Raw genomic sequence first — 15,396 nt, 5'->3', positions numbered from 1 at the left:
ACATATGCCAATAAATCCTGCTTTTACACCTCTTAACGATGAGACAACGAAAAGAGAAGAAGCCTCCATATCCATTGAAACAACTCTGTATCTGCTCCATCTTTGAAAATATTCAGGATCCCTATTGTAAAAACAAGAATGACTCCAATTTATCCCTGTTTTGAAATCAAGATTTAGACTCTTTGCTGCAGAAATAAGTCTTAAATATACTTCTGGTGAAGCTACCGCAGGGAAATTCTGTGGTACATAATATTGACTAGCTCCATCATCTCTCACGCAAGCATGAGGAATTATGACATCTCCTTCTTCAATTTCTTCTTGTAATCCAGCAACACTTCCAATCCTAATCAGTATCTTTGCCCCAATATTTATAAGCTCTTCGTAGACAATGCTTGCAGAAGGCCCACCCATTCCTGTTGAAGTGACTGATACAGGGTAATCTTCATGATAACCGGTATAAGTAATAAGTCCTCTGTTTTCTGAAACTTTTTTGGGATCGTGTAGTTTACTGATAATACTTTCTACTCTGCCTTGATCACCGGGAACAATCACTACAGGAGCAACGTCACCCGGCCCACATTGAATATGGTATTGAATTTGATTTTCTAATCCTGTTGGAACCCTAAAATCTTGTTTAAACACAGAATCTCCTCCTTGTAGTTTTAAATACGTTATATTTTTCTTCTGAATACACTCAATTTGAAAATAGAGGTATTTATGTAATCCAATGAGTGAAGTAAGGGAATATTATTTTCATCGTAGTGAACTTCTAATAAAAGAGTGACTGCTTTTTTCTCGGGAATTTTCAATAAGTTGGCAAGTTTCTTGTCGGCATCAATAGCTTCTATTTCTGAGATAGCATGTTTAATGGGTCTCATAAAATATTTATCTAGATAGGTAAAAATCTCTTCATTTTTACTATTTTCATCTTTTAAAACAGAAATTATTGCGTCTTTTCCTCCTGGAATTCTATTGATAACCATATATGTTTCTGCGTATATAACGGGAAAACCGTCAGCCGTATAAACTCTTTTAATTTTGATTAATGGATCTTTAGGAGCGATTTCCAATTTTTTTGAGAGTGAAGGAGAGGCGCCTACTTCCTCAAACTCGTTTAAAATAAGGTCAGGTACTTTTCCTGAGGTTGAAATTATAGTTGAAACTCCCCTTAAATAATCTAAGCCTGTTTGAACAATGCCTTCTTTTTTCACTACAAATGTCCCCAGTCCTTGTTTTCTTATGATCAGACCTTCTCGTTCAAGGCTTACTAGTACTTCTCTGATTAAAGTTCTGCTAACCCCTAAATTTTCACACAGTTCCTGTTGAGAGGGTAATTTATATCCTTCAGGGAGTTGAGTAATTTTTGCTCTCAATTCTTTTAATATTTCTTTATACAAGGATCTACCAGCTTTTGAAATCATTTAGTACCTCCTCAGCTTAAAACATGAAAATAAAATAACTTTTAGATTAAAATTAAATAACATATCATACTTCATATCTTTATTCTAATTATAACTTTTATTTTTATATTTTGCAAACTTAATTATTCGTGATCTGAGATGATTAAGAGTAATTAAGAGCTTTTATAGTTGATTACGCTGAAAATTCTTAAAAATACTCTTTCTAAAAATCGTACTATGATCTGATAAAATATATTGGAGGGGGCATAAAATGATCAGCATAAAGAAAGCAGCAACGAAGAAAAGCGAAGATATTGGATGTAAAAAAGAAAATACTATAGCTATCAAATTTTACAAAAAATTAGGATATAAAAAAACAAGTGAAACCACACTAGAATTAAGTTGGCAACGAAAATTGAACTTTTTTCGTATGGAAAAAGTATTATGATTGAAAACAAAAAGCTCGTCTAAATGATTTTTAGCCGAGCTGTCAAAGATAAAAATTAACCATAAAATTTTTCTGTAAGAATCGTTGATATCTTTTCTAAAAGGTTCAACTCATGAGCTAATTGAAGAATAGTGTATCTATTTCTGATTTCTCTGGCATGTATAATACTCTCTTGAAAAACATCTTTTGGAATACCTAATTCTTTTGGGCTGTATATCGAGGCTGCCTTTTTGTGAATTGAAATTAAGTACTCAGGATCTGGTGGAGTTAACCCTTTTGGAAGTTTATCTTTCATTAATTGATAGATCATCGAAACAACAACGGTTCCTACTCCAACAGAATTTCCATGTAAAGGGTGGGATATATTTTTTGATATAGCATCCATTTCCCAATAATGAGCTAGGTGATGCTCCGCCCCCGATGCAGGCCTAGAGTAACCTACAAATCCTATGGCTATTCCAGAGATAATTAACGCTTCCATTATTTGTTTAATAACTTCTTCGCTTCTTTGACTTATTTTCTCTGCATTTTTTACGCAAAGATCCCTTGCTTTTTCTACAAATTCAACAGTTTTTTCACAATAATATTCATGGTTGGTTAATTTAGAAAGTTTCCAATCCGTCAAAGAAGTAAACTTTCCAAGAATGTCTCCGAATCCTGCATGAATCATTTCTAAAGGTGCATTTCTTAGAACTTGTGTATCCGCTACAATTGCTTTTGCATAAGTTGCTTCATACGTTCTTTTAAAACCTTCTACAATTAAAGGGGAGACCATTGAAGCATATCCGTCCATTGAAGGAGCGGTTGCGAAGATTATATAAGGAATATTGAGTTTGTAACTTAAAAATCTACACAGATCGTTTATAGTCCCAGAACCAACACCAATTATTAACGATGCATTCTTAGGAATTTCTATTAATAATCTTCCGACGCTTTTTTCATTTGGAATCAAATGATCTTCGTTTTGAAAAATAAACTCAGTTATTTGGTAATTTTCTCTTTTTAAGAGTGTAATTAGTTCTTTTCCAAAACTCTTATATGTATTTTTATCAGCAACAACAAATAAATTTTCAGAGTTAATAATATCCATAAAACTATTTTTAGCATTCAAAATATTATTTCCTACAATTATTTTTTCAATATCTACTTTATGAGTTCGTCCACATTCACATTTGAAATTCAAACCAGCCATTTGTTCTATTTTAAGATTTAAAAGATCGACCATATTTTTTCCTCACTTTTTTTGAATAAGGCTCTTTCTTTCTATGAACTCAGCTTTCTCGACAATTTTTTCAGGTTTTCCATTGTTATTTTCCTCGATCATTTTAAGCAGCATTTGAGCAGCTTTTTCACCGAATTGCTGTTTTGGATGCCTAAAAGTAGAAATTTCAAGCGCTTGTGCAAAATCCGCATCATCAAAACCTATTAACGAAATATCGTCTGGTATATCAAGATTCAATTTTTTTGAGGCCATTATCACTTGCATAGCTACCAAATCGTTTGAACAAAAAATTGCAGTTGGTATATTGTTTTTTGGTAGGCTCAAAAGGGACATGATTAAATTGAAAACTTCATCGGATGTTTCTTGACCGTGAAAAGGCAATTCGTACAGCAATATTTGCTTATGTTCTTTTATTGTGTCTATAAATCCATTAGCTCTTTCATTTGCAGCTTTATGAACGGCTTTGTATATCACAGCAACCCTTTTGTGCCCTAACTCGATAAATTTCTTAGCAGCAAAAGATCCACAGTCGTAGTCATTCAGAACCAACGTCCCAGCATGTTGAATATTTAAATTACTATTTATAATCACGGTTGGGATCTGTTCACTTATTTCTTTTAAAAGAGTTACATTGGCTTGTTTAGTGGCACTTACTACCGGATCCACTATAATCCCTTTTAATCCAAGATCCATCCACCTTTCTAAGGTCTCCCTTTCAAAAACAGGATCGTTTTTTGCGTTACCTATGAAAGATTTACATTTAGTATTTTTTAATACCTCTTCTGCTCCCATGACTATAAAAGGAAATATATAGTCAGTTAAAGATTGAGTTAAAATGCCTATGTTTTCTTTATCTTTTCTCATGGATTTAACGTAAGTTCCACTGCCTCTTCTAGTAACCAAATATCCTTCTTTTTCCAGATCGTAGATAGCTTTTCTAACTGTCTGTCTGCTGACGGAAAAAAATTCAGCTAATTTATTTTCAGATAGAATTCTATCTCCTTTTTTTAAGTCTCCACTCTTTAATTGATCAAGGATGTAATCTTTTATGATAGATTGCTTGGTCTTTTTCACTGTCAAAACTCCTCCGTAGTGTGTTGTTATAACTAGTATAATACATTTTATTTAAGAAATGCTTTAATTTTGGAAAGTTTTCATTTTCTGATCCAAACTGCCATTGGTCCTTCTTCTCTATTTGCCCAGGCAAAATATGGAATTAGATTAATATCGATTTTCTTTTTTTCTCCTTTTACTCTTCCAGATTGTGAGTATAATCTTCCCTCCCAATTTTGTATATCCTCATGGTATCCTTTTGCTTTTAATTTTATCACTCTTTTTGAATTTATTTGATAATTTTCTGGTTCGATTTTTTCATTTAAATCGATTAGATAATTCCACACATCTCCTTCTTTGTTATCTGCTTTTTCAATACAATAAACCATAGGTCCTCTTTTCAAAGCTACTTTGTCTAAGTTTTCCCTCACAAATGGATGACTTTCTACAAATTTTATATCCATCGGTAAATTTAAAATTATTTCATGGGGACCTTTCCAAGGTTTGAATATTTTCAAAAAGCCTTTCTCTAAATTCTTGTTTAATTTTTCTCCATCCACAGTTATATCAAAAACATTCGCCCAGGAAGGAATTCTTAAAAATAAAGAAAATGGATCAATAACTTCTGTAGAAACAATTATCCTTATTTTTCCATCCCATGGATAATCTGTTTCTTGTGTAATTTTGACTTCTTTTTCTTTGTAAATTATATTTGCTTGACTGTTTTCGTACAAGTTTATGTATACTCCTTCATCAGAAGTTGTATAAATATAACCAGGGAAAGATGTTAATGTTCTTGATATATTTGGAGGACAACATGCACATTCGTACCAAGGTTGTCTTCTCTTTTTTCCTCTGTCTTCTAAAGGATTTACATAGAAATAATGTTTGCCATCTATAGAAATTCCTGAAAGTAAACCATTGTACAAAACCAACTCCATTAGATCTACATATTTGCCTTCACCTGTAACTAAGAACATTCTATAATTCCACATATATGAAGCTATTGCGGCACATGTTTCTGTATATGCTCTTCTATTAGGCAATTCATAATCTTCCCCAAAAGATTCGCCTTCATATCGAGAGCCAGCTCCTCCCGTAATGTACATCTTTTTTGTTACCAAGTTCTCCCAAAGTCTTTCTATGGTAGAGAAAATTTCTTCATCTCCTGTTTCTAAGTAAATGTCCGTTGCACCGGTACAAAGGTACAACATTCTAACAGCATGGCCTGTCATCTCGTCTAATTCTTTAAATGGTTTGTGATCTATATAGTACTCTGGGTTGAAAAAGCGATAAGTACTTGCATACCCATTCCCTCTTTCTTCCAAAAAATATTTAGCAAGGTTTAAATATTTTTGGTTCTTTGTTTCACGATACAACTCAACTAGAGCCATTTCAATTTCTGGATGTCCTGGTGCACCCCGTTTTTTATCTGGGCCGAAGGTGTCTACAATTAAATCTGCAAATTTTATAGCTACATCAAATAATGTATCCTCACCTGTAACCCTTTTATGAGCTATCGCAGCTTGAATTAAATGCCCAGCACAATAAAGTTCATGTTTTGTTGCGAGATCCGTCCATCTCTCTTTTTTTCTTTCAAACATAAAATAAGTATTTAAATAGCCATTATCTTCTTGAGCGTCTTTTACTTCTTTGATTGTGTTATCTATCTTTTCTTTTAAATCATCGTCGTTAGTGAACAGCAAAGCATAAGAAGCAGCTTCGAGCCATTTATAAACATCTGAATCGTTAAAAACTAACCCTTTAAAAGAACCTTCTTTTTTACCCGAGGCTATTCTAAAGTTATCTATTCTGCCGGTACTTTCTAAAAGTTCGTATTGCGAAGGAATGGTAACTTTCAACATTGTTTCTAAATAATCGTTCATGAACCCCTTTATTTTTACTGAACTTATGGAACAAGGCGTTAATTTATTCTTTGATGAGTTTGTAAAATTTATTATCTTTGTTTCATCCATATTTTCACCTCATTAAAATTTAATGTCTATTTATTTCTATTTATTTTACTTCTTTAATCTAATAACGTTCCAAGAAAGTGGTGACAATTCAGCTTTTACTTTTCCTCCTTCATTTCTGGCATTTCCATTGTTGTGAGGTTTGACATTGTCTGGATTATCTTCTGTATTTACAGCTTTAAGTTCATTGTTTTCTAAAATTATGTGTTCTATCACAGAATAATCTTCAAAACCTTTTAATTCACAATCAAACTCCATCTTATCTTGTGCCCTATTTACTGCAAATATCGTTAATTCATTTTTCTCTTCGTTAAAAACGGGAACTGCGTCCACAAATGGAACACTTTTAAAATCTTTAGTGTCATATGTTTCGGCTGAAATGACTGGTTGTAAAACGGTGCCTCTTCCAAAGTTAGAAGCATGCATGAATGGATAGAATATTGTTTGTCTCCATGCACCTCCACCCTTTCTTGTCATAATAGGTGCAATTACATTCACCAACTGGGCTAAACAAGCTATCTTAACTCTATCAGCATGTTTTAGGAGCGTAATTAGCATTAAACCTACTAACAAAGCATCTTCAAATGTGTATACATCTTCTAGTAATGGCGGGGCAATTTGCCAGGGTTCAACTTTCTCATCTTCCTTTCTTGAATGAAACCAGACGTTCCATTCATCAAATGATATATAAATCGTTTTGTTAGTTTTTTTACGACCTTTTACGTAATCACATGCGGCTACAGCTGATTTTATATATGAATCCATATCAATAGACTTTGCTAAGAAGTTTTCTATGTTATTTTCATAATTGTCGTAGTAGGCATGTAAAGAGATAAAATCAACATAATCGTAAGTATGCTCGAGTACAGTTGCCTCCCATTCACCAAAAGTTGGGATGTGCCATCCTGAGCTTCCAGAAGCAACCAAACTTAGATTTGGATCAACCAATTTCATTACTTTAGCGGTTTCTTCAGCCAGTCTGGCGTATTCTAAGGCGGTTTTGTGTCCAATTTGCCATGGGCCATCCATTTCATTTCCTAAGCACCATACTTTTATGTTGTGTGGATCATTGTAACCATGTTGTTTTCTTAAATCACTGAAATAACTTCCTCCAGGGAAGTTGCAATACTCAACAAAATTTCTAGCTTCGTCTATTCCTCTTGTACCTAAATTAATAGACATCATTGGTTCTGTATTAACTAACTTACACCATTCCATAAACTCATTGGTACCAAATTCGTTTGGTTCTAACGAGCGCCAGGCTAATTCAAGCTTTTTAGGTCTTTTTTCTTTTGGACCTACTCCGTCCTCCCAGTTGTACCCTGAAACGAAGTTTCCGCCAGGGTATCTGACAATAGAAACGTTTAGTTCTTTGACCAAATCTATTACATCTTTTCTGAATCCTTTTTCATCTGCTTTAGGATGATCAGGTTCATAGATACCTGTATAAACAGCCCTGCCAAGATGTTCTATAAAAGAGCCAAAAAGTCTGTTATCTACCTTATCAATCACAAAGTTTTTGTCTACATACATTTTTGCTTTTTTCATTTTGAATACCTCACTCGTATAATATGTACGGATATGAACTTAAAAAATGGTAATAAAAATCAGCTTTTTATCCTTTTCATTATTTCTTTTGTAAAGAGATACCCCGATGCTAAAATAGTAGCAGGGATGAGTGTATTACATAGTAATTTTGAAATTTTAATTAACAAAAAGCGATGGGAAGAAGAAATTTCCCATCGCTTAAGAAAGTTTATTTTATCTTTTAGTATAAACTTTATTGGCATATTCATAGAATTCATCGACATTTTCAGAAGTTACAACGTCAACTCCCGTATCTATAATGTAATCAACTGAACCGTCTTCATTTGTTACTTTTGGTAATAATTGTAGTGTTTTGTCTACACCCAATTTCGACATATTGTATAAAATGGCTAGAGATAAATAACCCATGTCATAAGGTCTTTGACCAACAAGGCCCTTCCAGACACCTGCTTTTACGAGCTCTAATTCTGGTGGTAAAGTATCAAAAGCAACTATTAGGAGTGATTCTGCCTTTTCCATTCCTCCTAAAGCATTAACCATTGTATCCACCGGAACATATGCAGCCGAAGCATTGGCAATGAACCATCCATCTAAATTTGGATAACGTTTATTTACATCTGTTAAAATTTGAACAGCTTTAGCAGTGTCGTCCTCAGCGGGGAAAGGATCAGCAACATAGACTATTTCTTTTCCAGTTTTTTGGGAGTATTCTTCCAACGCATCCTTGAATCCTGCAATTCTCTCATTCAAGTTAAGTGCTGCTAACCCACCTGTTAAAATAGCAAAATTCAAAGTTGTTTTATCGGGTTTGTGTTGATCGATAAGTTGTCCCATAAGCTCACCAGCAACGTATCCTGCATTGTAATTGTTAGTTCCCAAATATACATATCTACCACTATCTGGTGAATCAGAATCAAAGGTTATTACCGGGATATCCCTGTTCAAAGCTTGTTGAATGACAAATTTAATAGCTTCTGGGTCATTAGGAGATATCCCAATCCCATCTACACCACGAATAATATACGCTTGTATCTTTTGGGCTTGTTCTGCTGCATCCACTTCAACAGGAGCATCAAATATTGCTTCAACTCCTAAGGCTTCTGCTGCATCTTTCATACCGTTTTCTACTGCGAACCAATAAGGGTTGTTCATAGACTTTGGTGAGAGTAAAAAGGTTTCAGAGAATGCAAATAAACTTACTAATAATACCAAAACTACCAAAAAACGTTTCATAAAAACACCTCCTCAAATTTTGTTGTTACAAATTAACTAAATGTACCACAGAATAGTTCCTGTTTTGTCTCAGTTAAGTTTTTGAAATTTCTTCATACCCTTACATACTCAATACCCGCAATTTTTGCAAACAATTCCCACCTCCTTGTAGTATCTCCGATGTTAAAGCATTGGTGATGAGTTCCTCCGTTTTTGAGCCAGTTCGTCATCGCATTTCTTACGCCAGTATCTGGTTTGAAATGAAAATACGGCATTTCAACATTCGGATAATCTTCGTTGTCTATAACTTCACCTTTTGAAACAACTAATCTGAAATTTCCTTCGCTTAAAGGGGCTAAGGAAGTTATGGTTCCTTCACCTGGCTGCACGTTGAATACAACTGTTGGTGGATTGTTTAAATCTCCTATACCTAAAAATCTGTCTATGAGTTTTATTGGTTTGTCTTTTCTTGCTACTTTCCAATTACCTTCTCCCATATGGCTCATAAAAACGGAGTCTCTTTCAAAATCCATAGCATACATTTCTGTGAAATGTCCGTTATTGCCTAGGATATGTCCTATTTTTACAACCGTAGCTGCAAGGGCATCCCCTTCTGCTCCATATCCGTACCCTTTTGCCATCAAATTAGAGGCAGCCATTAACGGTAACTGTTCGAACCTTCCATCATCCTTTACAGAATCGAAGTAGATACTGTATCCATCGTAGTTGTTATCTTCGAGGAATTTTTCAATGGCAACCTGAAATTTTGCAGCAAAGTCGTGTTGGTCTTCTTCTAGTTTGGGGTCAATTTCAAAGTTCTTTGCGTTTTCTGCTTTAACATCTTCGATCTCTTTCTTTGTTACTTTTTCAAAGTAAGAATATATCTTTCCCATACTTTCATCTACTATTTCAACTCCGAGTTTTTTTAACAATGCCAATGAATCAAAGGTAATATCCCCCATCCCAGGCATTCTTCCAACAACTGCGATTTTTAAATTTTTACAAGCTTTTGCTGCTTCAGCTGCAAGACTCCAATCACTCACAAAGTTTTTGAATTCTTCTTCTTTCAAATTTCCTGTAATTACTGGACAATTGATACCTAATCTAACTATTGCATTCATATTATCTTGTGCCCCATGTATTCCTTGGTTGTAAGTTAAAAGTTCCATATCCCAGTCTTTTGTCACGCTAGGTAAAGGTTGGATATTTGCGAGCATTATCGGTAGATTATTCTTTTTTAACGCGGGAACAATTCTTTGACCTGGACTGTAAGTCAACATCATAATCATAATTCCATCTATTTCTTTATCGTTGTTATACGTTTGGACTATTTCTTCGATGTCTTTTCTATTTCTAGCAGGCTTAATAAATTTAAATTCTGCTATATCTCCTAATTCTTTAATGACGCCTTTAACGTAATTTGATTGAGTTTCAACTATGTTAGGATAAGTTTTGTCATACAGTTCTTGCATAATTCCTAATACTCCAATTGTGGGTTTTTTCTTATCTATCATCTTGCACCTCCAAAGATTATTTTGTTTAGTAAGTTATAATTTGGCAATTTTATGCATTATTTCTTTAGTATTGTTATATAGTTCTAAAAACAATTTGTAATACTCTTCGTATTTATCGAAATTGTCTTTATTTGTGTTTACGGTTGTTTCTATCTTTATCCAATTTTTAATTTCCTCAGGTTTTATGAATATCCCGGTGCCAAGTCCAACGAGGAACGCATCTCCCAAAGGTGCTTCAATGTTGTCGGATAATTTGATCATGTTATAACCTGTTACATCAGCAAAGATCTTAGTCCAAAGGTCAGAATTTGCTACTCCCCCTACTATCCAACAATCTGGATTTAGTTTTATGCCTGATTCTTTTGCGGTTTGCATGTTATGCCTTAGAGAGAAAGCAGCGGATTCCATGAGAGCCCTATAAATATGTGGTTTTTTGTGATACAAAGTGATTCCAAAAATAACTCCTCTTGCATCAGGGTCCCATATAGGGGATCGTTCTCCCATGAAATATGGTAATGCTAAGAGGCCTTCGCTTCCCAAAGGTACTTTTTTTGCTTTCATTTCTAAAAGTTCATAAGGAGAATAGCCAGATTGCTCACCAAAAGTTTTTTCCATTTGACCAAATTCATCTATAAACCAATTTACTAACGCACCGGTTGTGGCACTTCCACCAAATGTGTATAGTAAATGATCTTCATCGACAACGTAAGGGTAATTTACCAATTGAGGAGTGCTTGGTTTTTTATCGTACAACAGAGTACCCCAACATGTGGAAGTCCCTGCCATAAAGACATGTTCTCCTTCGTTCAATACCCCAGCACTCAATTGTGCCATTGGTGCATCTATTCCTCCGGAGATTATAGGAGTGCCTTCTTTTAATCCAGTAAGTTCTGCCATATCCTTATTTAAATAACCTGCAATATCTTTTGATCTTAGTATTTTTTCTGGTAGTTTATCAATGGGGATTCCTAGAATCTTTCCCATTTCTTCGGACCAATTTTTTGTCCTGATATCAAAAACCCCACCTAAATTTCCTGCTGAGCTGTAATCAGTTGAAAGTTCTCCAGTAAGCTTATATATAACGTAATCTTTAGGGCTAACGAATTTATACGTGTTTTTCCACACATCAGGTAAGTTATTTTTTATCCACATTATCTTGGTGAAACCAAAATAAGAATCAACATAATTTCCTGTTATTTCAAACAGTTTATCTTGTGATACATTCTCTTTAACCCATTGAGTTTCTTTTGATGCCCTTCGATCCATCCAAATAAGGCAGGGATACAGAGGGTTCATATCTTTATCTACAGGTACACCAGCACCACCGTATAATCCACTTAAAGATACTCCCGCTATCTCAGAAGGGTTTATATTAGCCTTTTCTACGCTTTCTTTTAAGCTTTGAATGAAGGCATCTACCCATACATCTGCATCTTGTTCTGCCCATGAAGCCTTTGGTGTGTTTACTTTATAAGTCTTGCTTGCTTTTGAGAGTAGATTTCCTTTTTCATCTAAAATGACAGTTTTTGTTCCAGTAGTTCCTATATCCGTACCTATTAAGTACATACGTTGCCCTCCTTAAACTCTTTATTTCATCATTTTTGACCGTAGTTACTATGATGAAATTCATATAGTCGTTTTGCTTCTTGTTCATCCAGAGGTTCTGGATTTCCAATAGTCCTAGCAAGATAGGCTGTTTGTGCAACCTCTTCCAAGAAAATTGCTTTTCTTATAGCCTCCTTGATATCTTTTCCCATGACTATTACCCCGTGTTTACTTAAAAGAACTGCTTTTGCTTGATTAACAACCTCAATCACAGCTTTGCCGATCGCCTCAGAGCCTACCGGTGCATAGTTTGAAACAGGTACTTGCACGCCAAAAACATCAGCATGTGCAGTACTGTAAACAGGTATTGGTTGTGATAGCAACGCAAAAGCAGAAGCGTAAGGTGAATGAGTATGAATAATACTCCCCACATCAGGTAAGTTTTTATAAAGGTAAAGGTGGGTAGCAGAATCAACAGATGGTTTTAGTTTGCCTTCTACGGTGTTTCCTTCCATGTCCAGAACAACCATATCTTCGGCTTTTAACTCATCATATGGTATTCCAGAAGGTTTGATTATTACGTGATTGTTCACTTTTACACTGACATTTCCACTGGTGTAAGCAACTAATCTGTATTTTTCAAGATTCATGTGGGCTTTGTATAGTTCTTTTTTCAATTCTTCGTACATTCTCCACTCTCCTCTTTGTTATAAAAATTTATGTTTCAAAACTGCTACAAATAAGATTTTTAGAGTTAACTTGTATGATAAAAATATTACAACATGTATATATTATTCTCAGTTAGATTTAAATTTGTACATACTAATTATATATCTATATTTCTTGAAAACAAAATACGATTATTCGCAATTACAGTTAATCTCGTTTATTTAGAGGCAATAAAATTGGATTAACAACTTAATTCTCAATTTTTGAAAAAAATGTAAAAAAATAAAACCCCGGTTAGAAAAAATTCTAACCAGGGTTTGAAGTTGATTATATGGTTCAAAATTGTTTATGCATCTTATAAAAGATTAACTTTACCTTCATCTCTTGTACAATCTCATTATACTTTCTATTGTTAGATTTCCTATGACAAGTCTGTGATCTATGGGAATAATAAAAGATGTCAAAGGGAAAAGATCATAAATTAAAGTCGATATTCTTTAACTAACGAATTTATAGATTCTGAAAGGTCCAAAAGTTTTTGTGATTCTTCTGTGAGGTTTTCCATAGCCTTTGCAACTTCTCCCAAATTTTCTTTGAAGGTTAAAATGCCTTTAGAAGTTTCTTCAAATTGCTCAGAGATTTCGGTTGTATTGTTGCTTACTTCAATCACCAATTTGTTTTCACTTTCAATGAAATCTTTTAATGCTACAATAGTATTTACAGTTTTGTCGATATTTTCTTGTATCTTTTTTATTCTTAAACTTAATTCTTCAATTTTATCTGCGTTATCTTCAACCTTTTTCCCTGTGTTGGAAGTTGATTCAGCTACTGAGCTTACAGTTTTTTCCATTTTTAAGATAGCGTTTTGTACATCTGAAGCCATTTTTTCAGAGCTTTCAGCGAGTTTTCTTACTTCCTCCGCAACTACCGCAAATCCCTTTCCAGCTTCTCCCGCTCTAGCTGCTTCTATTGCTGCATTTAAAGATAAAAGATTGGTTTGTTCTGCTATCGATCTGATGTTTTCAGCAAAAGAACTAACTTCTTTTGTTACATTCAAAAGCTTTTGCATATCATTAATATTATTTTCCACATCGTTAGTAATATTTTTGTTTTCTTCGGCAATTTGAAGAATATTTTTTATGTCTTCGTTTATTTCTAATTTAAATTTCTCTGCTTCTGTTACAGAATTTTCTGCTTGATACCCTAGTTTTTCAGAGTTATCTTTAACTTCATTCAAGGAAGAAGTAATGTTTCTTAATTTATTTACTGATTCAATTAAACTGTCGCTATAGGTATTTACTTCCCCTGAAATTTCTTCACTCACTGCTGAATATTCTTCAACTACAGAAGAAGTATTTTCAGCATTTTGTTTTAGAATATTGGAAGAAGATTTAAGCTGGTTTAGCATATTTTTTAAAGAATCAGCTACATTAATAAAAGCGTTATGAACTTGAACAATTTCGTCTTTCTTTTTTGAAAAAGGTGGAATTTGTGCTAAGTCTTTATTCAAAATACTGTTAGCCAATTTGTTGGTGATTTTTAGAGTTCCAGATATTGAATGATTAAGAAGATAAGTGATGAAAATAATTATACCTATTACAATGAGGGTAGTAATTAAAGTCGTATTGAAAACAGAGTTTACGTTTTTAAGAACTTTTTGAGCGTTAGCAGAAATTATTTGTGCGTTTGAATTAGCTGATTTTTGAATTTCAGTCATTTCGCTTTCAACTAAATTAGAAAAAGTTTCTATCAAAGGAATAAGTTCGATACTAAATAACTTACTTAGTTCCCCATTCATCTTTTGGATTTCATTTTGACTTTCTGATAATTGATTTGTCAATGAAGTGTATTCCTTTCTTAGATCATCTCTTTCTGACCTAAGTTGCGCATAGTTATTAACGTTTTTTTGGTATGCATCAACAGTTTTACCAATAAGAACAGCCTCAACAGGATTCATGACAAAATAACCACCATCAAATACGAAGTTTAGAACTTTCTGTATCTCTTCAACAGCGTCATTTAGGGAGAGTGTAAGCTCTTGGGATATTGTATTTTGTATGAGGATCTCTCTTGCGGTCAATTTTAATATGTTAATGGTTCCTTCCAGCTTTGAAAAATTAGGTAATAGATCCTTATTCCAAAATTTTTCCAACCCCCAAATACCTATACCATCTAAATTTAAGGAGCTTTCTGTCTCTTGTTTAATTTTTTCATTACCTTCGAAGTCGTACAAATCTGGAATTTCTTCCTGAAGGGATTTTATCTTATTAATTTCATCCTCTAATTTGCTTTCATTGTAAGTTAGCAAGTCATTTATTTGATTTTCAATTTGCTGGATATTTGCTTCATTGCTAGAAAGTTTCTTACTAAGATCGCTAATTTCTTGGTTTTTTTGAATTAGGATTGTAATTTTAGAAGAAGCTTGTTGATTCAAATCTTCAATATTTTGGAATAAAGTAGAACTTTTTACTAAAAAATCTTGAGAAAAGTCTTCTTCTTGCAAAAGTAGTTTTTTCCCTTCACTTAGAAAGACATTGAAGTCTTCTTGAGCACTTTTAACTTGATTTATGTCAGATAAATATCCTGATGATATGAGTGCTATATTTGCTTGGGTAGTATTATAAAAACCTTGAAAAAAATCTTGGAAAGATTCCAGATTGGAGATCATATTCTCAGCCGAAATGACAGTTTCATTACCTTGTTTTTCTAAATTGGAAATGGTAAATTTTACAACACCTAATATTAAGATTAAAGCAGCAATGACTATAATGTAGCCAGAGACGATTCTTGTACTAATTTTCATTTTTTCCAG

12 protein-coding genes are annotated in these 15,396 nt (G+C 33.7%); 1 reads left to right on the top strand and 11 read right to left on the bottom strand.

Annotation, left to right across the window (positions count from 1 at the left end; translation table 11 throughout):
• Both AA81_RS01975 and AA81_RS01970 read right to left on the bottom strand, forming a co-directional pair.
• On the bottom strand, positions 1-642 hold a 642-nt coding region (locus AA81_RS01975), incomplete at its 3' end, for a nucleoside phosphorylase (protein ID WP_103898019.1).
• Positions 643-671: 29 nt separating this feature from the next.
• Entirely contained in the window at positions 672-1,421 is a 750-nt protein-coding gene (locus tag AA81_RS01970) for a GntR family transcriptional regulator (RefSeq protein WP_103898018.1), read from the bottom strand.
• 250 nt (positions 1,422-1,671) lie between these two features.
• Here AA81_RS01970 and AA81_RS14105 point away from each other — a divergent pair, with 250 nt between their 5' ends.
• Positions 1,672-1,848 carry an N-acetyltransferase gene (locus tag AA81_RS14105; RefSeq protein WP_169999580.1) on the top strand — a complete coding sequence of 59 codons (177 nt, stop codon included), beginning with the start codon at positions 1,672-1,674 and terminating at the stop codon, positions 1,846-1,848.
• 55 nt (positions 1,849-1,903) lie between these two features.
• On the opposite strand, the gene AA81_RS01965 is transcribed toward AA81_RS14105, so the two are convergent.
• The 9 genes from AA81_RS01965 to AA81_RS01925 form a co-directional block, all read right to left on the bottom strand.
• A complete protein-coding gene (locus AA81_RS01965) occupies positions 1,904-3,073 on the bottom strand; it encodes a sn-glycerol-1-phosphate dehydrogenase (RefSeq protein WP_103898017.1) in 1,170 nt (389 codons plus the stop codon).
• A gap of 9 nt (positions 3,074-3,082) precedes the next feature.
• Complete coding sequence (locus AA81_RS01960; protein WP_146026625.1) at positions 3,083-4,144, bottom strand: GntR family transcriptional regulator; 1,062 nt, start codon at positions 4,142-4,144, stop codon at positions 3,083-3,085.
• Positions 4,145-4,224: 80 nt separating this feature from the next.
• Entirely contained in the window at positions 4,225-6,099 is a 1,875-nt protein-coding gene (locus tag AA81_RS01955) for a glycoside hydrolase family 127 protein (protein ID WP_103898016.1), read from the bottom strand.
• Positions 6,100-6,144: 45 nt separating this feature from the next.
• Complete coding sequence (gene arfA / locus AA81_RS01950) at positions 6,145-7,644, bottom strand: arabinosylfuranosidase ArfA (protein WP_103898015.1); 1,500 nt, start codon at positions 7,642-7,644, stop codon at positions 6,145-6,147.
• A 213-nt stretch (positions 7,645-7,857) separates the two neighbouring features.
• Positions 7,858-8,877, bottom strand: coding sequence for a sugar-binding protein (locus tag AA81_RS01945; RefSeq protein ID WP_103077515.1), 1,020 nt, complete (start codon positions 8,875-8,877; stop codon positions 7,858-7,860).
• Positions 8,878-8,969: 92 nt separating this feature from the next.
• On the bottom strand, positions 8,970-10,370 hold the full coding sequence (locus AA81_RS01940) for an L-fucose/L-arabinose isomerase family protein (protein WP_103898014.1): 1,401 nt from the start codon (positions 10,368-10,370) through the stop codon (positions 8,970-8,972).
• 33 nt (positions 10,371-10,403) lie between these two features.
• Positions 10,404-11,936 (bottom strand): FGGY-family carbohydrate kinase, encoded by a 1,533-nt coding sequence (locus AA81_RS01935; RefSeq protein WP_103898013.1) that lies wholly within the window; start codon positions 11,934-11,936, stop codon positions 10,404-10,406.
• Positions 11,937-11,965: 29 nt separating this feature from the next.
• On the bottom strand, positions 11,966-12,604 hold the full coding sequence (locus AA81_RS01930; protein ID WP_103898012.1) for an L-ribulose-5-phosphate 4-epimerase: 639 nt from the start codon (positions 12,602-12,604) through the stop codon (positions 11,966-11,968).
• 461 nt (positions 12,605-13,065) lie between these two features.
• Positions 13,066-15,387 carry a methyl-accepting chemotaxis protein gene (locus AA81_RS01925; protein WP_103898011.1) on the bottom strand — a complete coding sequence of 774 codons (2,322 nt, stop codon included), beginning with the start codon at positions 15,385-15,387 and terminating at the stop codon, positions 13,066-13,068.
• Between the last annotated feature and the right edge of the window lie 9 nt (positions 15,388-15,396).

The organism is Petrotoga halophila DSM 16923, from assembly GCF_002924615.1.
This window is presented reverse-complemented; position numbering and strand designations above follow the sequence as displayed.

Coding starts and splice junctions, on each gene's coding strand:
- AA81_RS01970 (WP_103898018.1), bottom strand. CDS start 1,421: ATGATTTCAAAAGCTGGTAGATCCTTGTATAAAGAAATATTAAAAGAA.
- AA81_RS14105 (WP_169999580.1), top strand. CDS start 1,672: ATGATCAGCATAAAGAAAGCAGCAACGAAGAAAAGCGAAGATATTGGA.
- AA81_RS01965 (WP_103898017.1), bottom strand. CDS start 3,073: ATGGTCGATCTTTTAAATCTTAAAATAGAACAAATGGCTGGTTTGAAT.
- AA81_RS01955 (WP_103898016.1), bottom strand. CDS start 6,099: ATGGATGAAACAAAGATAATAAATTTTACAAACTCATCAAAGAATAAA.
- arfA (WP_103898015.1), bottom strand. CDS start 7,644: ATGAAAAAAGCAAAAATGTATGTAGACAAAAACTTTGTGATTGATAAG.
- AA81_RS01945 (WP_103077515.1), bottom strand. CDS start 8,877: ATGAAACGTTTTTTGGTAGTTTTGGTATTATTAGTAAGTTTATTTGCA.
- AA81_RS01940 (WP_103898014.1), bottom strand. CDS start 10,370: ATGATAGATAAGAAAAAACCCACAATTGGAGTATTAGGAATTATGCAA.
- AA81_RS01935 (WP_103898013.1), bottom strand. CDS start 11,936: ATGTACTTAATAGGTACGGATATAGGAACTACTGGAACAAAAACTGTC.
- AA81_RS01930 (WP_103898012.1), bottom strand. CDS start 12,604: ATGTACGAAGAATTGAAAAAAGAACTATACAAAGCCCACATGAATCTT.
- AA81_RS01925 (WP_103898011.1), bottom strand. CDS start 15,387: ATGAAAATTAGTACAAGAATCGTCTCTGGCTACATTATAGTCATTGCT.